The sequence below is a fragment of the Microbacterium sp. NPDC089190 genome (assembly GCF_040701795.1).
Taxonomy (GTDB): domain Bacteria; phylum Actinomycetota; class Actinomycetes; order Actinomycetales; family Microbacteriaceae; genus Microbacterium; species Microbacterium galbum.
On record NZ_JBFBHF010000002.1, the window covers coordinates 147,046 to 165,654 of the forward strand.

The 18,609-nt window shown below is 61.6% G+C and carries 16 protein-coding genes and 1 pseudogene; 4 read left to right on the forward strand and 13 right to left on the reverse strand.

Annotated features, from left to right (window positions below):
- Positions 1 to 36 precede the first annotated feature (36 nt).
- The 5 genes from AB0230_RS06515 to AB0230_RS06535 all read right to left on the reverse strand — a co-directional run bounded on the left by AB0230_RS06515 (position 37) and on the right by AB0230_RS06535 (position 3,107).
- Positions 37 to 684, reverse strand: coding sequence for a hypothetical protein (locus AB0230_RS06515; protein ID WP_366374690.1), 648 nt, complete (start codon positions 682 to 684; stop codon positions 37 to 39).
- The gene (locus tag AB0230_RS06520) at positions 674 to 829 is read right to left on the reverse strand and encodes a hypothetical protein (RefSeq protein WP_336543719.1); all 156 of its coding nucleotides are present in this window, start codon (positions 827 to 829) and stop codon (positions 674 to 676) included. Before AB0230_RS06520 ends, AB0230_RS06515 begins: the two co-directional genes overlap by 11 nt.
- A 73-nt stretch (positions 830 to 902) precedes the next feature.
- Positions 903 to 1,880 carry an ImmA/IrrE family metallo-endopeptidase gene (locus AB0230_RS06525; RefSeq protein WP_366374692.1) on the reverse strand — a complete coding sequence of 326 codons (978 nt, stop codon included), beginning with the start codon at positions 1,878 to 1,880 and terminating at the stop codon, positions 903 to 905.
- Between the two features lie 35 nt (positions 1,881 to 1,915).
- Positions 1,916 to 2,581 (reverse strand): hypothetical protein, encoded by a 666-nt coding sequence (locus AB0230_RS06530; protein ID WP_366374694.1) that lies wholly within the window; start codon positions 2,579 to 2,581, stop codon positions 1,916 to 1,918.
- Positions 2,582 to 2,585: 4 nt separating this feature from the next.
- Positions 2,586 to 3,107 (reverse strand): sigma-70 family RNA polymerase sigma factor, encoded by a 522-nt coding sequence (locus AB0230_RS06535; protein ID WP_366374696.1) that lies wholly within the window; start codon positions 3,105 to 3,107, stop codon positions 2,586 to 2,588.
- Between the two features lie 188 nt (positions 3,108 to 3,295).
- On the opposite strand from AB0230_RS06535, the gene AB0230_RS06540 reads away from it, so the two are divergent.
- Entirely contained in the window at positions 3,296 to 3,757 is a 462-nt protein-coding gene (locus tag AB0230_RS06540; RefSeq protein ID WP_366374698.1) for a hypothetical protein, read from the forward strand.
- 574 nt (positions 3,758 to 4,331) lie between these two features.
- A complete protein-coding gene (locus AB0230_RS06545; RefSeq protein ID WP_366374700.1) occupies positions 4,332 to 4,598 on the forward strand; it encodes a helix-turn-helix domain-containing protein in 267 nt (88 codons plus the stop codon).
- 1 nt (position 4,599) lies between these two features.
- Here AB0230_RS06545 and AB0230_RS06550 read toward each other — a convergent pair whose 3' ends face one another.
- The 8 genes from AB0230_RS06550 to AB0230_RS06585 form a co-directional block, all read right to left on the reverse strand.
- A complete protein-coding gene (locus tag AB0230_RS06550) occupies positions 4,600 to 5,772 on the reverse strand; it encodes a TIGR02391 family protein (protein WP_366374702.1) in 1,173 nt (390 codons plus the stop codon).
- A 62-nt stretch (positions 5,773 to 5,834) separates the two neighbouring features.
- Complete coding sequence (locus AB0230_RS06555) at positions 5,835 to 7,784, reverse strand: AAA family ATPase (protein ID WP_366374704.1); 1,950 nt, start codon at positions 7,782 to 7,784, stop codon at positions 5,835 to 5,837.
- Entirely contained in the window at positions 7,781 to 10,933 is a 3,153-nt protein-coding gene (locus AB0230_RS06560; RefSeq protein WP_366374706.1) for a type I restriction endonuclease subunit R, read from the reverse strand. Before AB0230_RS06560 ends, AB0230_RS06555 begins: the two co-directional genes overlap by 4 nt.
- On the reverse strand, positions 10,926 to 11,540 hold the full coding sequence (locus AB0230_RS06565) for a restriction endonuclease subunit S (RefSeq protein ID WP_366374708.1): 615 nt from the start codon (positions 11,538 to 11,540) through the stop codon (positions 10,926 to 10,928). Before AB0230_RS06565 ends, AB0230_RS06560 begins: the two co-directional genes overlap by 8 nt.
- Complete coding sequence (locus AB0230_RS06570) at positions 11,537 to 12,781, reverse strand: restriction endonuclease subunit S (RefSeq protein ID WP_366374710.1); 1,245 nt, start codon at positions 12,779 to 12,781, stop codon at positions 11,537 to 11,539. The genes AB0230_RS06565 and AB0230_RS06570 overlap by 4 nt, the downstream gene beginning before the upstream one ends.
- A complete protein-coding gene (locus tag AB0230_RS06575; protein WP_366374712.1) occupies positions 12,778 to 13,578 on the reverse strand; it encodes a hypothetical protein in 801 nt (266 codons plus the stop codon). Before AB0230_RS06575 ends, AB0230_RS06570 begins: the two co-directional genes overlap by 4 nt.
- Complete coding sequence (locus tag AB0230_RS06580; protein WP_366374714.1) at positions 13,565 to 15,145, reverse strand: type I restriction-modification system subunit M; 1,581 nt, start codon at positions 15,143 to 15,145, stop codon at positions 13,565 to 13,567. Before AB0230_RS06580 ends, AB0230_RS06575 begins: the two co-directional genes overlap by 14 nt.
- A 281-nt stretch (positions 15,146 to 15,426) precedes the next feature.
- Entirely contained in the window at positions 15,427 to 16,011 is a 585-nt protein-coding gene (locus tag AB0230_RS06585) for a hypothetical protein (RefSeq protein ID WP_366374716.1), read from the reverse strand.
- A gap of 167 nt (positions 16,012 to 16,178) precedes the next feature.
- Here AB0230_RS06585 and AB0230_RS06590 point away from each other — a divergent pair, with 167 nt between their 5' ends.
- Positions 16,179 to 17,297 carry a site-specific integrase gene (locus AB0230_RS06590; protein WP_366374718.1) on the forward strand — a complete coding sequence of 373 codons (1,119 nt, stop codon included), beginning with the start codon at positions 16,179 to 16,181 and terminating at the stop codon, positions 17,295 to 17,297.
- Positions 17,294 to 18,463, forward strand: a pseudogene (locus tag AB0230_RS06595) (recombinase family protein); the annotation flags it as partial. The gene AB0230_RS06590 and the pseudogene AB0230_RS06595, both read left to right, overlap by 4 nt.
- Positions 18,464 to 18,609: the final 146 nt, after the last annotated feature.

Here is an 18,609-nt window from a genome sequence, read left to right on the forward strand (position 1 = left end):
CGAGCAGGTGCTTTCCCGACCAGCTGATGAAGACCCCTATGCTGCGGACGCCCACAGGTTGAGGTACTCGTCCAGATACGCGGTGATCGCGGCTTCGCTAGCGCGCACGACGGCGGATTGGGGGACGATGACCGCTCCCCGCCGCGCGTCGACAACGGCGACCCGCCCACCGGGGTACGCGCCCGCCAGAAGGGCGAGCAAGACCCCCGCCGCAACGGGGGTGAGCGGTTCCTTTGCAGTGTGTACGTGCACGAACATGTCCGTACCGTCATGCAAAGTGAGAGCGAACTGGGGGTATACAGATACCAGGTGCTCCCCGTCTGCAGCATGGTAGTAACTGCGATGACGGACGGTGCGCCCGTCAACCGCACCAAGGCCTTTCAAGGCGGGCACAAGACCATCAGCGACCTCCACGAAGGACGGTCGCTGCTGCGTCGACGCGCCGATGATCGCGCGGTCCACTTCGTCAGTGTCGAACCCCGCGCGCACGTGCCGACGAATCGCACCGAAGAGGCGCCCATAGAAGTATGCGAACTGTCGCTGATCGGTGGGTGCCTCGACCTGACGGTGGTGCTTGCGGACGCACGCAGGGCGGCGCGGGCTCTTCAGCATCACAAACTCCGCGAGGTGGGTCGCGGAAGGGATGTGCCGGCGGGCGTTCTCGTCAGCGCTGTCAGCGCTCATTGCGGACCCCCTTGTGCTGCTTCTCAGACCCATTCATAATTCGGCCTGTGGTGGCGTCGCGCTTGAACCACATGCCCTGGTGCTGGAATTCGCTACGCGAGCTGACGGCTCCCTTGCGGTAGCCCTTTCCGGTGTTCTTCGCCATGTTCATCTCCGATCGATGCGAGGAAGGAGTTCGCCCCGCACTAGGTAGTCGGATTCGGGCGATGAAGAGTTAGTCAGCCCCGACACTCCGCACACACACCATCGACGACGGTCGCAGGGGGCCTGAGCACAAAGCACTCCATGCACTGAACGTCCCGTGCGTCCCTGCGTTGATGCGCGCACTTCCCGCACCGAGGACAGAACGGCGCACCACACTCCGAACACGGGAACCCTCTCGTCTGAAACGTTTTCCCGCAGCATTCACCCCTGAGGGTGAGCCGGTCATCCCATTCACGGTCGAGAACCCGCGGCAGTCCGGGCGCACCCCAAAGGTCCTCGGCGGCAAAAACCACAACGATCCCGTGGGGGGTTCCGATGGCATTGACGAAGAAGTCCTCACTCTTGCCGAAGCGCCCCTGCCAGCTCACCCGCCGTGTCAACTCCACCCCGTCGCTGACGTTGCGAAGTTGATGACCGGGAGGAAGCTGCTGGCCGGGCCAGGGATAGATGAAAGACCAACCGTTGTCCGGGTCCGGAGTGACGCTGGAGCTGGTCACTTGCATCGTGGCGCGTTCGATGAGCGCTACGGCCCCGAACTTCGGCAGATAGTGGGCTATTGCTATCGCACAGACGGGTCTACTAGCCGATGAGCCGTCGAACAGGTCCAGCACATCTCGCGCTCGGGGGACCCGACCTTCCAAGAACTCGGCGACCGCGGCCGTGGGGAGCAAAAGCTGCTGGGCAATCTGATCACAGATCGTCTCGAGGATCGCCTCGTGGTCCTCCTGGTCGTAGACCCAGTCCGACACGCGCGCGTCGTTGTTCACCAGGTGGTGACCCACCTCGTGCGCGATGGTGAAGTTATGTCGCCTACTGAACTCCGTCGGAGCATAGAACAAGACGCCGTCGTCCAGGAAGGAAACGCCATCGCACGCGCCGCCCGCACCGCGGCGCTCGGCGAGACCATCAGAAGGCACGGCGCGGATGCCAAAGATGTCCTCGACTGTCCCCACAGGGTCAGCGGCGAAACGGAGCGCTCGCTCCTGCGTCACTCGCCGAAGGATTCGCTCCACTGCCTGCGCGACATTCATGGCATGGGCGGGTGGTCGTCCCCTGGCGACACCAGGTGGGCGAGAAGCTCATGCACCTGCTCTAGGTCCGGTTCTTCCCCGCGATGCACTGTGGCGCCCGCGCGACTCAGCAGTTGAGCTTCGGCAACAGACCTGGCAATACTCCGCATCTGGCGCCATTGGTCCACAAGCGCGTCAAACCAGTCCGTCGCACGCAAGGTCGTGTACAGAGACGGCGTGTTGCCAACTTGCCTGACAGTAAACGCATCAGGCGATGTCGACAACGCGGCACCGATGTCCTCCAGCAGAGCCGGGGAAAGCTCAATACCGGTCCGTGTCTGCCAACTGGCGACCTGTGGGCCGGTGACCTCCCACCCGCGTCCTGCGAGGTAGTCCCGCAGACCGCTGACGCTCACCTTCGATCTCAACCGGGCGGCCTTGAACCCCGCTGGGTCGACGGTCAAGCCCGGGGTCGGGGCGACACCCACCATCGCCGCAATCGGGTCTTCCTCCAGTGGGGGGATTTCCAGATTCGCGACCCATACGGCATCCGCAGTGCGGGCAAGTGTGAGAAGTTCTTCCCGCTCCGAGGCTGTGGCGCCGGCCTGCTCCAGAATAAGACCCCGGTGGGGTGGGTTCTCGATGAGCCGTTCCAGGAGCTCAGCTTTCTGCTGCTCGTTCACGACATCACTCTTTCTCCATGAGCGCGCGGAGCTTCTCCAGCGCGGACTTACGTATCTGGCTGATTCGAGGAGGCGTCACGCCGAGCTCATCGGCAAGCTCTGCTCGACTCGCTTCGTCGTACTCCTGTCGCGTGAGCACATATCTCTCGTTGTCGCTCAGCTGACTCATCGCGTCCATCAGCTCACCTCTGCGGGCAGCGATGTCCATGGCGGTATCCGCACGCTCGATGACTTCCTCGGCTTTGGGGTCGTGGAGATCGAAGTCATCGTCGAACGATGGTCCCCTCTTGTCGGCGTGCTGTTTACGTCCTTGGTCAATGGCGCGCTGTTTCGTGCGCTGCACGAGCAACGCTTCCCACGAGCTGACGTGTCCCATCGGCGGTTTCTGCTGCAGTTCGAAGAACACCTGCTGCACCACGTCCTGGGCTCCATCATGCAACCCGAGTTGGCGCAGCACCGCTGCGGCAACTCGGATCAACTTCTCCCTGTGCTCGAGGTAGAGCGCACCAAGGTTCGGCGTCGTCATCGTCGAATCTTCCTATCCGGCGTCAGCGTGCTCCGTTGCATAGTGTGCTCCTTCGAGGAGTAGTCGTACGAGTGGGCCAAAGAGTTAGCACCCCGAGGATCATCTGGACTGCACTTTATCGACGGCCCACGCTCACGTCTCGGTAGGCAAGACTTCGAGCGCACGCCAGGCGGGCGGGACAATGGCAGATGCCAAGGATCAACAACACCGACTACCGCAACCGCCGAGCCGCACTGCAGGCAGACTGGGAGAACGGTGGCCCGCTTCTTGCGCACCTCACTGGCGAGCAGCAGGACGCGCTGCGTGCGTTCTACCTCTTTGACGTTCCACTGCGCAGTACCAACTTCGCTAGCGCGAGACACGAGGCCATCAAACGCGATGCAAACCTCATCGGACGGGCGGGGCTCGCGTATCGAACCTTCGCCAGGCTCTCGGCGCCACGAAGGACGCCAGGCCAACCCAGTCACCGCTCAGCCCCGTCGTTGCCCTCCGCCACTGCACGCCAATCGACGACACCGCGACGACGAATCACCGTCTTCTCCGAGCTCAATCGGGATGTCGAGCCGGCCCAGATCGCGCGCATCTTCATCGCGATGGCCCAGGAGCAGCTGCTTCGGGAACGGGCACAGGACGAATACGAATCGAGGTGACGACCACTAGTCCAACCTGACCCGCTTGCGTCCGGGATGGACCGATCCCGTCCGACCGCGTATCCAAGTTCATGAGCGATACCGAGAACGCTTCGGCCGGGGGTTTCGGTGGATCGGTAGTCGGGGTGTCATATATCTGGTCGCGATCGATGACCAGCTTGCCTCAAACAATCGTTTCGGGCGGGTGTCCCACGGGCGGGCGCCGAGTGATGTACCGATACCGTGAAACGTACCCGTAGGCACCAGGCGGGATCCAAAACAGGGGGGGCTGAAAAAACCCAGTTCAGCGGGATAAACCCTAGTTCGACCGCGCTTCGCAAGACCGCCTAAACCAGGGAGGTCGCTGCCGGATCGGTACGCACAGGGGACCAAAAACGGCCGATCAGTCATGATTTCTCATGTCCGATCGGCCGTCTGTTCGGTGGACCTACTGCATGCCTACTCGAAACAATCGGGCAGTACTCCCCCGGTTCAGAGCCTTGTCACGAAGGCACGGGAATCCAGGCGACGAGCGACCGGCTCCCCTGTCGTGAAGCGTGCGCGACAGCTTCGGTCGGACGAGATAGAGGCGCTCGTGGCGCACTACCGCAAGCACGGGAGCGTGGTCGGCGCCGCGAACGCGCTGGGCGTCACGCGACAGACGGCCGGAAAGCATCTCGCACAGGCCGGTCTCGTGACGATTCGCCGAATGAGCGCAGCAGACATCGTCGTGGCGCAAACGGCTTACGAGCACGGCGAATCAGCAGCTAGTATCGGCCGACGTCTCGGTTTCTCAACCCACACGGTTCTGAAGGCGGTCAAGTCCGAGTGCGGTGCGACGTCGACCGATACCGGCACCTGACTCACTGATCGGCGGCGATTCGCTCCTCGGCCTCAGAAGAGATCGTGTGCGGATACTTGGCCCTGAGGTACTCGAGGAACAGAACTGTTCCGGCTTCCTGGCTATACCCGTTGCTGTCGACGGTGGGCAGTTCAAGCAGCTCATCGACGTCGGCCGCGGTCAACGCGTCCGCGACCACTTCGAGACGCATCAATGCGATATTGCTCTGGTCGTAGCTGCGGGTGAAGTCTGCTTCCCTCAACCACTTGTTCTTCAAGACCCGGCGCACTGAGGGTGACGAGAGCTCATTAGGCAACGCAAGGCCATTCAGCCACCGTCCACCCTCGAATGCTCGGTAGAACCTGGTCGCCGAGTATGACCTGCGTTCGGCGGCGATGAGCTCCTCTATCTGCGCGGTTAGCTCCTCACTCACGTAGCGGGTGATGAGGTCGTACGCGAGGCTCGCGAGTGAGATGTAGTGAATAGCCAGGTTGGGTTCGAGCGGCGACGCGAGCGTATGTGACTTCTCGTTCCGAAGGAACTGGATGGCCATGTTCAGGTACTTCACGCCGTCGAAGAAGTCCTTTTCAGCGTCGGTCGCCGGCAGATGCCCGAACAGCGCAGAATAGTTCTCCGGCTTGAACGCGTCAGTGGCCTTCTCGCTCCCGGTCTTTTCGCGAAGCGCTTCACGTACGACCTTGTACGACTCCTCGACCGCGTGGAAGTAGTCCTCAGTCGCGAGGAAGCGGTTTATGTGGTCGTAGATGTCCTGATGTATCTCGATCTGGATCTTGTTGTCGGTGACAGTCGCTTCCGTGGTGAAGCTTGCCGCGACGGACGGCACCAGGTCTGGGTTCGCACCGCTCAGACCGTCAGCGATGGCGCGAACTCGCTCGATGCTCTGATCGTTGATCTCGTGACTCAGCAGCCCGGTCAGCAGCTTGGCTTCGATGTAATCGAGGAGCGCGCGCAGCGAGGTCGCTACCTCTTCGTCTGAGCCACTCTTCCAAAGCGCGCGCAGCCGATTCGCCTTCGAATCCCCGAACCCTGGGAATCGTTCGGCGTCGTAGATATCGATGCTCAGATCGCGGAAGAAGTTCGCGAACGACGCGTTGCTGAAGTCCAGCACATACCCGCTCGACATTCCCAGAACCGACTCGAGCAGAACCTTGTCGGCGACGGCGAGACTACTCACGGCCCGCCCTCCTCAAGTGGTCGTTGGAGCCGATGTGCCATGACACGCGGGGCAAGGTCGCGTTAGCTGTCACTGTGCTGGTCCAGTCGGAGTGCGCTCACGAGGCGTTGGTGCACCGCAATGAGTGTTTCCCGACCGCTCTCGCTCGGTTGAGCCTTGCCGTGCGTCACGAGCCAGTTCGCCACTGCCACCTTGGATGGCACTCTCCAGCCCTTGTTCGTGATCCACTGCGCAAAGGTCTTCGCGGTCGATGCCGCATCCTTCACCTCGACGGACGCGAGCGACGAGAGGTCGGTCGCACTGAGGCCAGGGTTGGATTCCCCGACCAGTGCGACCAAGGCGCCGCGATAGCAGTCGAGGTCGACCACGTTCTCGATCCCAGGAACCGCCAACTCAACAATGAGGCTCGAAGGAGTATCCAAGTCCTCAAGGGAGCTCGCCAGCTTCTTTCCTCCGTCGTCACCATCGACGAGGTACACGACCCGGGCGGCCTCCAGGTCCAAGGTTGGAAGCAGGTCAGTCGGTGCCTCCGCCAGGCCAGCCGCAACTTGATACGGCAGCTCGCTCAGGTCGAGTGCCGCACGCATGAGGGTCGGGAGCAGGATCATCTCCGTTGCGCCCTCGGCGAGGACGACGTACCGCGCTGGGGTGAATGCGGCCGCTGCCGCTCCCATCGCCATCATGAGAGGTGAGAATCCTGCCGCCCCCTGCCAGAAGCTGTTCATGACGTCGCTGATCTGGAAGTTGTCTTTGCGTGGCGCGACGACGCGGATACCCGTCCCGAGATCCGGCGGCAGACATGCAGGGCTGTGTGTGGTGTAGATGACCTTCACCGCCTGCTCCTGAGCGACGAACATGTTGACGAGGTCGGCTTGGGCGTCGATGTGGAGGTGGTTCTCTGCTTCGTCGATAAGGAGAACCGGGGGCCGGTCTGAGCCACGAACCTTCAGGAATGCAATAAGAGCGATGAACATCCGAAGGCCGGCGCTGCGCTCTGAGAAGACGGTGACGTTGTCGCCGTCCTCCATTAGCTCGATGCGGAGCTCGGACCCGTCGACCTCAAAATGAACAGAGAGGCGGGACTGCTTCCACGCTTCCTCGAAGAGCGCGTCCATGCGCTTGTTCGCCTTCACGATCGCGCTGCGCCGCCGCGCGGTGTCGCCAGTCTGAATGAACTGGTAAAGCTCGGCGAGATCGAGCGCTGCCATACCGGCGAGGTTCGCCAGCGCGCGTGGCGGGTTCGCGACCTGCTCGAAGTTGTACGCGGATTGAATCGAGCGATCCTCTTCGTCAAATAGCACGAACCGTGGCGCGCGGCGCCAGATGATGTCTCTTGCTTCGTCGCCGGGTTCTTCCCGCTCAGCCCATGCGATCAACGCGTCGAGCGCCTCGGCCGCTCTTTCGCCGTCTGGACCATCGGTGAGCGTGACTGCCCGTAGCGAGCGAGCAGTTGAGAGCACATCCTCGGTCAACGCGGTGCCAGGAAGTTCGACCGCGCCAGTTGCAGCATCCACGACAACTTGCAGCTCCGCTCGATAATCCCGTGCGGCATCGGAAGCCGGATCGGCGTAGACGGTGTCGGGATCCACAAGTTGGTCGAGGTCGGACTGAGCCAACGTAGCAGCGAGCGCATCGAGTGCGTTCGAGAGAGGCACGACCGACTTCACGGGGCGAGGCTTCAGGTTGACGTAGAGGCTCCCTCCGGCTGCAGGTCTGGAGATGACGACCCGCTTCGGAGCCTCCTGGAGATCCAGGTCAACGAGCGCCGCCCTGTCGTTGTCGTCGAGCACGTAGTCGAGGGCGGTGACCTGCGTGTCGTCGCCGACCTCGCCCGCTCTGGATCGTTCCGGCACGGGGATCTCTCCGCCGCGATCGACGAAGGCGAGCGCGTTGAGGAGGGTTGTCTTGCCTGCTTCGTTCGGCCCCACGATGGCGATGACCTTTGCGTCGAGATTCACTTTCGAATCAACGATGCGTCCATACCCTCGTACGTGGGCGGAGATGAGCCTCATGAGACGTTCCCAGAGCCGAGCCCGAAGAAGCGCTCGAAGAAAGATGTCAGCGCGCTGGTCACGCGCTTCTTTGTCTCGCCGTGATTGGCCTGGCGATTGAAGCGGGATACGGGCGGGAGGATCCTCGTAATCTCGGTGCCTGTAGTGCGAAGCTGGCCGTCACGGAACGCGGCGTCGATGAACGCGCGCGTCGGTTCAGGCTTGAGCTTCTGCTCAGCGATGATCGCCTCGAGCTCGGCCTCGCGCTTCGCGGCGACGAAGGCTTGCCACTGCTCATCGACGGCGCCCTTGATCGAGACGGCGTCAACGAAGTCCTCGACCAGGTCCCGCTTAGATCGAAGACTCGGGCTTGCATCGACCGCGCGGGTGATCTGGGCCCTAATTTCCTTGTCGTCGCCGTCTCCGAAACTCGCACGATACTTCTCGACGAGCATCAGGATGTAGTCGACGTTGATCTCGACCTGCTTGACCAGCTCGATCTCGAAGACCACGTCCTCGTTGATCGGCTCCTTGTCACCGTCTCGCTCCTTGCGGAACTCGGCGTAGAGATCGAGGTAGACCGAGCGATAGTCCTGACTCTGTCGCTCGGTGAGCAGATCGCGGCCGGCGAAGTCGTCGAACGACGTCAGGATGTTCTGCAGGCGCAGGATCGCGCCGAACAAGGCGATGAAGGTCTTCTGCGCAGCTTCTCCGACGATCGGCTGACCGAGCGGGAAACGCTCTAGCAGCTCACTCACCTTCTCGGCGTACTGCTCGTAGTAGTCGCTGAACGGCTTCAGCAGTACGACGCCACGAGCATCCTTGTTACCGAAGAGCTCGAGCGCAGCGTTGGTCTCCTCTTCGAGGTCGCGAAAGGTGACGATGTTGCCGTACGTCTTGACCGAGTTGAGGATGCGGTTCGTTCGCGAGTAGGCCTGGATGAGTCCGTGCGTGCGCAGGTTCTTGTCGACGAAGAGCGTGTTGAGCGTCGTCGCATCGAAGCCGGTCAGGAACATGTTCACGACGATGACGAGGTCGATCTCGCGGTTCTTCATCCGCTGCGACAAGTCCTTGTAGTAGTTCTGGAACTTGTCAGCACTGGTGTCGTAGCTCGTCCCGAACATCGCGTTGTAATCGCGGATAGCTGATGCCAGGAAGTCGCGACTGCTCCCAGAGAGCGCCTCGGTATCGAACGCTTCGTCGTCGAGGATGCCGTCGTCAACGGCTTCGTTCGCGCCGTAGCTGAAGATGATGCCGATGCGCAGTCGGCGGTCGGGGATGAGCTCCTCCTGCGCCGCTTTGAATGCGAGGTAGTACGCCTGCGCGGCGTCGATGGAGGCGGTGGCGAACAACGCGTTGAAGCCCCGGACGCGCCGCTTCTCCTTAACGGCTTCGACCTGTCGGCGGGTGCGGACGGACTCGGCGACATTCATCACGACCGAGTGTTCGTAGGCGGAGGCGCGGCGAGTCTTCTGGTCGAAGTGGTCGAGGGTGTAGTGCACGATGTCGTCGATACGTCGTGGGTCCAGCAGCGCCTTCTCGCGGTCGATTGACGACACTTGCTTGTCGTCGGGATTGCCCACGCGCACTGTACGGATGTAGTCGATACGGAACGGCAGCACGTTCTTGTCGGTGATCGCGTCGACGATTGAGTATGTGTGGATCGCCATCTGATGCGGCTCGGGAGGGCAGTTCGCGGGATCGCCGTGCAAGAAGCACCCGAACGCTTGGGCAGTCGTTCGGAGCGTGGGCTGGCCGGCGCTTCCCGCGTTCGCCGCGAAGATTGGAGTCCCGGTGAAGCCGAATAGGTTGTAGCGCTTGAACGCGCGGGTGATGTCGGCGTGCATATCGCCGAACTGCGACCGGTGACACTCGTCGAAGATGATCACGGCGTGCCCGCCGAAGACCTCGTGCCCCTTGTTCGCACGAATGAAGGTTGAGAGCTTCTGAATCGTGGTGATGATGATCCGAGCATTCGGATCTTCAAGCTGCTTCTTCAGGATCGCGGTCGAGGCATTTGAGTTGGCCGCGCCTTTCTCGAAGCGGTCGTACTCACGCATCGTTTGATAGTCGAGATCCTTGCGGTCGACCACGAAGAGCACCTTGGCGACGTCAGGTAGTTTGGACGCGAGTTGCGCGGCCTTGAACGACGTGAGCGTCTTCCCCGAGCCGGTCGTGTGCCACACGTACCCGCCGGCTTCGATTGTTCCGAGCTTGCGGTAGTTGGTCGAGATGTCGATCTTCTGCAAGATCCGCTCTGTCGCGACGATCTGGTACGGACGCATGACGAGCAGATCCCGATCCGCAGTGAGCACGCAGTAGCGGGTCAGGATGTTGAGCAGCGTGTGCTTGGCGAAGAAGGTCTTCGTGAACGCGCGCAGATCTTGGATGGGCTTGTTCTGCGCATCCGCCCACCACGACGTGAACTCGAACGAGTTGCTCGACTTCTTGCCTCGGGCTTGCTTGCCCGAGGCCTCCTTGAGGTGCTTCGAACGGGTCGAGTTCGAGTAATACTTGGTGAGCGTTCCGTTGCTGATGACGAAGAGCTGGACGTAATCCAAGAGGCCCGAACCCGACCAGAAGCTCTCGCGCTGGTAACGGTTGATCTGGTTGAAGGCCTCGCGGATATCCACGCCGCGGCGCTTCAGCTCGATGTGCACCATCGGCAAGCCATTGACGAGCACCGTCACGTCGTAGCGGTTGGCATACACTCCCCCACCCTCACCTTGCGCCACCTCGTACTGGTTGATGACCTGGAGCCGGTTGTTGTGGATGTTCTTCTTGTCGAGGAGCGAGATGTTCTTGGTGGAGCCGTCGTCGCGCGTCAGAATCTGGATGTGATCCTCCTGGATACGCACGGTCTTCTCGACGATGCCTTCGTTCTGGCCCGCGAGCTTCGTCGTGAAGAAGCGGTCCCACTCTGAGTCCGAGAAGGTGAAGTTGTTGAGCGCCTGAAGTTGCGTCCTCAGGTTCGCAATCAGCGCCGCTTCTGATGTGAGCGGAAGATACTCGTAGGCCTGCCCTTGAAGCAGTTCGACCATCTGCCGCTCGAGGTCCGCCTCTGACTGGTACGCCGTCGCGCCCGAAGGATCGGCGATGTACTCAGACACCACCGTGCTCTCAGCGGAGACGGCAATCGGATCGTAGATGCGGGCGAGGGCGTCACTCATGGGTTGCCCCTCCAAACATCTCGCTCCGATAGTGCTGGTACTGCTGCTCGCGCGCCGCAAGTTCGGCAAGCAATGATTGGGACAACTCTTCTATCCGGGCGCCGAACGCTTCGAGCGTCCGCACGATCCTCTGTTGTTCACCCATGGGGGGCAACGGAATATGCAGACGACCCAGGTTTGATCCAGAGATCCGCTTCACTTTGGCGCGTGCGACGTACTTGTCCTTCTCCTGGATGAGTCCCTCGGTACGCAAGTAGTGAGCCACGTATCTCGGATCGAGGACCGCCGACCGAAAGAGGAAACAGTCGTCGTGAATCGCCACGTCCGTGCTGCCAAGCCACGCAACACCCCTACCAACGTCTTCAGCCGTCTCCCCAACGGCGGCGATCACGACGTCGCCGGGTTTGGCGAAGCGGAGCTGCGGACGAAGATCGGCACGCACCTGCGAGACGGTTTCGGTCGCGGAGATGCCGTAGCTGGTGTAGATCTCGCCGTAGTGGATGCTCGGAATCCCAGCGTCTACGACGTCGTTCTTGGTGAAGCGACGCCCTCGAATGAACTCGCCCACGGTGCCCATCTGGACGCGAGCGTATTTGGGCGCGGTCATGCGGCCAGCTCCCTGAAGCTGAGCAGCCGATCGCGGTGATACTCGTACTGCTGTCGGCGCCGCTGCCGCTCGGCGGAGAGTGAACCCCTGAGCGCTTCGACCGCCTCCGACAATCCGTCAAGGAGGGTCACGAGTCGCTTCTGGTCTTCAAGGGGTGGGACGGGGATACCGAAGCCCCTCACCTTCTTCGCATTGAGGTTCGATTGAGATCCCTCTCCGAGCGATCTCAGTGCCTCGTACTGGCTCGAAATCCAATGGAACACATAACGGGGGTCTGCGCGCTCGGCGTCAATCTCCAGATTGCAGCACGCCTGGTTTGTCGTGACCGGAATCGCATTCATTGCGACTTTGGCGGCTGTGGCACCATACATCGCGACGATCACGCAGTTTGCCGGAATCCACTTCGCAGCGGAATTTCGCAGGCCCTGTTCGGAGATCGTCTTGCCGGTCGCAGTGATGTAGCCGAAGTCGACTTCCTGTGTTCGAACCCACGGGATGCCGCCACCGTAGTAGTCGTCACGTGCGGTTGAGGGGGTGCCTCCTGACGAGACGTGCGCAGATACCTCGCCCAGCGTCGACCAGTTCTCCGGTGTGGTTAGACGTGTAAACGCCTCGGCTCGATAGTGCTCGTACTGAATGCGTCGCGCGTTTGACTCGGCCTCCAGTTCGAGATTGAGGTCGGCTTCGAGCCGAGTAGACGCCTCAAGGACGGCGACTATCTCCTCCTGAACTGCAACGGGCGGCACGGGGATTCGCACTTGCATGAAGCGCGGCTTGGAGACGTTGATCCGAGTCACGCCAGTCGCTGACTTCCTGATCTGCGATCGCACACCCTCGCCTCGGAACAGAAATTTGGTGAACGCTGGGATGAGCTCAGCGTCGTGAAATCTCACGGCGAAGGAGAAGCTGTTCAGGTAGAGGGACTCGGAGGGCTCTCGATCGACCACCGCTGACATGCCGACATCGTCTTGATTCTCAGATGAGCCTGTAATCACAACGTCGCCGAGTCTGAGTTCGTTCTGCCGCTCACCACTCTTGATGACTACGAACTCAGCTGCCGATTCGTCGACGACAGGACTCTGAAACACGTTCTTGAACGTGACGTACCGGGCGTTGCCATCCGAGAAGTCGCTCTTCGATTTACCACTGAGACCGGGGACAGTTGTTGCGACATCACCAAGCACCACGTGCCGAACGCCATCCGGACAGAGCGCATCGAGAAGCTCTTCGATGCGAGTCATGAACTCACCTCCTCTTCAACAACGTCAACATTCCAACCAAGCTCCTCGATCGCTTGGGCCACCACGTTGTCTTGGCGGACCTCGTTGACGACGCCGAGCACGAGCTGAAGGCAGGGCTTGAACTTCTGCAAGGCCTCAGCTTCGGTCGAGTCGCCGTGAATGATGCCGCTCAGCTCGCGGAAGAGCTGGTACCCGTCGCTCGAGAAGCGCTGCGGGATGATGTTGCGAATGCCATTGACCTCTTCGAGCACCACCGCGAAAGGGCGGGGGTTGCCGTTGGCCTTCTTGACCGCGATGTTGAGGATCTCAGCCACTTCCCACGTGACCTTCTCGAAAATCTTGCGGAGGTAGATAACTGCGCCTGCGCCGAGGTCATTCTCATACGCGAGCTGCGCACGCTTCACGAGGTCTGCGAATGGTCCGCTCGCGGCATCGATTCGCTCAGCTCGATCGCGCAGGTTCTCGGTGTAGCGCTCCACCTTCACATGAGGTGATTGACCGGCGATTGGTCCGTCACTGGCGACCAGGAACCAGGCCTCAACAGATGCCTCGCACTCTGTGCAGCGAAGCGTCACGTCGATGCTCACCTGGTCATCTCCGAGCCCCAGGCAGTCGAGCTCGTCGCCAGAGACGAACGTTCGCTGGTCGCCGCACCGGAGGCAGAGAAAGTTGTGGAATACCTTGCCGACCTTGATGCGGCGGTGCTTCCCCCACTTGAGCTCGGCGCTACCAAGGAAGCTCTCAACCTGAGCCGTCGTGGTAACCGGCACCCGTGAGAGCAGCTCAGGCAATCGCATGTCCCCCCGCTTCCAGATCTGCGACGATCTCATCGATCGATGTCCGGAGCTCAGATTGACGCGCGACGATCCGCGCGATCTCGGCGTTCAGCACGGCAATGTCGACGACCTCGCGCGTGTCTTCGGCTTCGACGTAAGACGTGACGGCGATGTTGTAGCCATTCGCCGCGATCGCCTCGTTACTCACGCACTTCGCGAAGTGGTCACTATCCTCGCGAGTTTCGTAGGTGTTGAGGATTCGTTGCTGGTTTTCGGCCGTGAGCTTGTTCTTGTTGCCGATGCGCTTGAACTCTTTCGAAGCATCGATGAAAAGCACGTCGCTGGTCTTCTTGGACTTCTTCAGCACAAGGATGCAGGTAGCGATCGTGGTACCGAAGAACAGATCTGCAGGCAACTGGATGACGGTGTCAACGTAGTTGTTGTCGATGAGGTACTTGCGGATCTTCTGCTCGGCGCCCCCTCGATACAACACCCCTGGGAACTCGACGATGGCTGCGGTGCCGTTCACGGCGAGCCAACTCAGCATGTGCATCGTGAACGCCAGATCGGCCTTCGACTTCGGTGCCAAAACGCCCGCGGGCGCGAATCGTTCATCATTGATGAGAATCGGATTCGCGTCGCCTTCCCACTTAATCGAGTAGGGCGGGTTGGAGACGATGGCTTCGAAAGGTTCGTCGTCGAGGTGCTGCGGATCGATCAGCGTGTCGCCGTGCGCGATGTTGAAGTCCGAGTAGTTGATGTCATGCAAGAACATGTTGATGCGCGCCAGGTTGTACGTAGTCAGGTTGATTTCCTGGCCGTAGAAGCCCTGACGAACGTTCGCCTTGCCGAGAACCTTGGCGAACTTGAGAAGCAGCGAGCCGGACCCGACCGCGGGGTCATAGACCTTGTTGACCTGTGTTTTGCCGACCACGGTGATCCGCGCGAGCAGCTCGGATACCTCTTGCGGGGTGTAGTACTCACCACCGGACTTGCCGGCGTTGGCGGCGTACATCTGCATGAGGTACTCGTAGGCGTCACCGAAGAGGTCGATCGAGTTGTCCTCGAAGCGCCCGAGTGGGAGTTCGCCGATGGCGTCGAGAAGCTTCACCAGCTTCTCGTTCCGCCGCGCCACGGTCGCGCCGAGCTTGTTGCTATTGACGTCGAGGTCGTCGAACAGCCCCTTGAGGTCGTCCTCGCTGTCCGTTCCGAGCGCCGAGCCTTCGATGTTCTTGAAGACACGTTCGAGAGTCTCGTTCAGATTCTCGTCGTTCTTGGCACGCGCTCGGACGTTTGCAAACAGTTCACTCGGAAGGATGAAGAAGCCCTTCTCGGCCACTACCTCAGCGCGGGCAAAGTCGGCCTCGTCGTCGGGCAGCGTGGCGTACTGGAACGCCGTCTCCCCCGCCTCGTGCTCGCCCTTGTTGATATAGGCGGCGAGGTTCTCCGAGATGAACCGATAGAAGAGCATGCCGAGCACGTAACTCTTGAAGTCCCAGCCGTCGACGGAGCCCCGAAGGTCAGTCGCGATCCGCCAGATCGTCTTGTGCAGTTCCGCGCGTTGGCCTTCTTTGGTCGTCGGTGCCATGTGATTGTTCTCCTGCGCCGTGGAGGCGCGTTACGTTGTCGACCAGGTGTCGTTCTCACCGTACCGGTGAGCGAAGACACGCCCCTATAACGTCGCTCGAAACCATTCGAGTCGCGTCGCGCCGACGGGAGGGATACCCCTCGACCAGATCGTCGCTGTCCGTGCGTAATTCTGACATGACCAGGCATTTTCGTGAACGGCGAGTTCGCTCGATGGTTTGCCGGATCGGACACGCGGAACGTAGGTCAGGGAGCGCGTCGCACCGCATCGGCGGGGTGCTCTTACGAATCCTCGTCACGAAGTTGCTCGATTTCCGCGTGCACCTTTCCGGCGACGGCCTGGAGCTCCGCGATGGTCAGGCTGGGTGCCTTGACGTACTTGTACACGAAGTTCGGGGCGAAGTGGTTGAACTCCTTCCGCCCGTGATGCGCCTGTGGCAACGGTGCCGGGAAGGCGAAGAACTCGGGATGAGCTCGCCCGATCTCTTCCCGCCTCTGGCGTGACTCGGGGGTGCGGCCGTCGATGCCGCGTCCCCAGAGCACGGCCACGCGGCGAAACTGATCGCCTTGCATCTGCCAGCGCAGCCGCATGTCGAGCCCGTCGACGCGCGTCCGCTCCAGCACTTCCACGAGCGGCGTCGAGTTGCTGAGATCGCCCTTGGCAGGTGACTCCAGGGTGGGAAGCGTGTCGCTAAGGAGCCGGGCGACGCGCTGCGCCCGGGCCTTCCGTAGGGCCGCTCGCATCTGCGAACTGGAGATCGCCGAGAGCAGGCTGTTCGGGAGCCAGACACACTCCTCAACGGACTGCACGTCAACCGCCGTCACGAGCTTGTGCAGGTCCGAGACGAGCGCGGCATAGCGACGCATCGTCTCGACATCGTAGGACGCATCGGAGGCGGGAAGCGCCTCGAGGATCCGCTGAGCGAGTTGCGCGTAGCTCAGATACTGCCACTCCCCCAGATCGAAGTTCGGCTCACTGACGGACAGGTGCCGCGCTCAGCCGCGCGGAACGCGAAGAGTACGTTCACCGCAACGTGGCCCGTCTCATCGACCTTCCGAGGTATCAGCCGAAAGAGATCCACCCGTGGAGCATCGACGAGGCCCGTACATTCCTCGAGGCGGTACACGGACATCAGTGGGAGATCGGGTTCTACCTTCTCGTCGTATACGGAGCCCGCCGCGGCGAGGCTATCGCCCTGCGCTGGGGCGACGTCGACTTCAAACGCGGCGCGATCCAGATTCGTCAACAGCTTCAGCGCATCGACGGCAAGGTTGTGGCGGGCGAAGTGAAGACTGCAGCCGGACGGCGCACGCTGCCCCTGCTCCCTGAGCTGCGCAGCCTAATCGAGCAACTTGCCGCGGCCAAGGCGATCGAGCTTGCCGATCCGACCTTCGCAGAGCATCTCATCCTGACCAGCAGCACCGGGCAGCCGGTCGAGCCCGGCAACTTCGCACGCACCTTCCATCTTGTCGTCGAGAAGGCTGGACTGCGGCGTATCACGGTTCACCAGACCCGCCACACAGCCGCGACGCTGCTCAAGTCGGCCGGTGTGCAGGCGCGCGATGTGCAACTGATCCTTGGCCACTCGAACGTCTCCACGACCCAGCAGCTCTACCAGCACGGCATGTTCGACGAGCAGCGCGAGGCCCTTCAGAGCGTCGCCGACGCACTCGCCCACAGCCCAGATCCGATCGCAGACGAAGCAGCAACGACGGACGCGCTGGTACATAGCGGCGATATTGGCCGTCACCGACGGCCAATCGAGAACAGCGAGACCACCGACGGCACCGCACGTCAAGCGACCGATGCCAACGAAAATCGCCATCTCACAGAGGTGGAGATGGCGAAATTCCATGGAGGGTCAGGCGGGGATCGAACCCACGACATTCTGCTTAAGAGCTGCTTTTTGGGCAGTCTCAGCGACCTCCCGACCCCAGTGATTGACGAGCTCCACACACGTACAATCCAGCGTTTCTGGGGTGCTTTAGCCGTCAAAATGGCCGTCAGATCGGGACCCCCTGCTTACTCAGCAGAGCGTCGAGGCGCGTCCCTCCTCGACCTGCGTGCGCTGCCGTTCCAGCAACTCCGCAAGCACACCTACCCATTCACTCTCCTGCCCTCCGCGCCGACGATCACGAAGGAGCTCACATGACCCCGCCACGCAACGGTCATTCCACCACCGCGCCCCCTGCCACCTTCACGACCCGGGCTCCGTCCGTGGCGCCGATCGTTGTCGAGGTCGACGGCGAGCAGGAGCTGGCGGACCTCATCGCGGGTAAGGGCCTCCTGGGAACGATCGCTGCACCGGGCACTCGGGCGGTCATCTTTCTGCGCGTGTCCTCCAAGGACCAGGTGAATACCGACTACGACCCCGAAGGCATCTCGCTGCCCGCGCAGCGCATCGCCTGCCGCCGCAAGGCAGACCAGCTCGGGCTCACGGTGATCGACGAATACATCGAACCGGGCCGCAGCGGAACCGAAATGGAGAAGCGCATCACCTTCCAGCAGATGCTGCAGCGCATCCGCACCGAGAAGGACGTCGACTACGTCATCGTCCACAAGCTCAACCGCTTCGCTCGCAACCGCATCGATGACGCGCTCGTCATGGCCGAGCTTCAGAAGCGTGGCGTCGCGCTCATCTCCGCCACCGAGCAAATCGACGACTCCCCCGTCGGCCAGCTCATGCACGGGATCCTCGCCGCGTTCAACGAGTACCGCTCACGGGAAGATGGCGCCGACATCGCCTACAAGATGGGCCAGAAGGCCAAGAACGGCGGCACGCTCGGCAAGGCGCCGCTCGGCTATCTGAACGTCACCGAGGTCTTCGAGGGGCGCAAGGTCAACACGGTCATCGTCGACCCCGAGCGGGCCCCCTTCATCAGTCTCGCGTTCAGGCTCTACGCGAGCGGCGAGTACACGATAGATGACGTCGTCGATGAGCTCAGCACCCGCGGCCTCACCACTCGACCGACGATCTCACGTCCACCGGGCCCCGTCTCAACATCCAAGATGTCGAGGCTGCTCCGCGATCCGTACTACATCGGGCAGGTCACCTATCAGGGCGAAGCCTACGACGGGCGCCACCCGCCCCTGGTAGATCGCGAACTCTTCGAACGCGTGCAACAGATGCTCGAAGACACCGGCCGAGCCGGAGAACGAAAGCGCGTCCATGAGAGCTACCTCAAGGGCAGCGTCTTCTGCGGTGAGTGCCAACTCGAACGCGGGAACGGCGACAGCCGCTTCATCATCCAACGCACCACCGGGCGCACCGGCGCGGAGTACTACTACTTCTTCTGCATCGCCCGCCAGCAGGGAACCTGCGATTCGCGCCATATCCCGATGCACGAGGTCGAAGAGGCGGTCATTCGTCACTACCGCACCGTTCGCTTGTCGCCGGACTTCATCACCTGGGTTGGGAACTGGATTGACAACGTGCTCGCAGACCAGAAGCAGGTCCAGAAGGA

Excerpts from the sequence above, each read along its gene's own strand:
- AB0230_RS06515 (WP_366374690.1), bottom strand. The coding sequence starts at position 684 with ATGAGCGCTGACAGCGCTGACGAGAACGCCCGCCGGCACATCCCTTCC.
- AB0230_RS06520 (WP_336543719.1), bottom strand. The coding sequence starts at position 829 with ATGGCGAAGAACACCGGAAAGGGCTACCGCAAGGGAGCCGTCAGCTCG.
- AB0230_RS06535 (WP_366374696.1), bottom strand. The coding sequence starts at position 3,107 with ATGACGACGCCGAACCTTGGTGCGCTCTACCTCGAGCACAGGGAGAAG.
- AB0230_RS06540 (WP_366374698.1), top strand. The coding sequence starts at position 3,296 with ATGCCAAGGATCAACAACACCGACTACCGCAACCGCCGAGCCGCACTG.
- AB0230_RS06555 (WP_366374704.1), bottom strand. The coding sequence starts at position 7,784 with ATGAGGCTCATCTCCGCCCACGTACGAGGGTATGGACGCATCGTTGAT.
- AB0230_RS06560 (WP_366374706.1), bottom strand. The coding sequence starts at position 10,933 with ATGAGTGACGCCCTCGCCCGCATCTACGATCCGATTGCCGTCTCCGCT.
- AB0230_RS06565 (WP_366374708.1), bottom strand. The coding sequence starts at position 11,540 with ATGACCGCGCCCAAATACGCTCGCGTCCAGATGGGCACCGTGGGCGAG.
- AB0230_RS06570 (WP_366374710.1), bottom strand. The coding sequence starts at position 12,781 with ATGACTCGCATCGAAGAGCTTCTCGATGCGCTCTGTCCGGATGGCGTT.
- AB0230_RS06575 (WP_366374712.1), bottom strand. The coding sequence starts at position 13,578 with ATGCGATTGCCTGAGCTGCTCTCACGGGTGCCGGTTACCACGACGGCT.
- AB0230_RS06580 (WP_366374714.1), bottom strand. The coding sequence starts at position 15,145 with ATGGCACCGACGACCAAAGAAGGCCAACGCGCGGAACTGCACAAGACG.
- AB0230_RS06585 (WP_366374716.1), bottom strand. The coding sequence starts at position 16,011 with ATGCGTCGCTATGCCGCGCTCGTCTCGGACCTGCACAAGCTCGTGACG.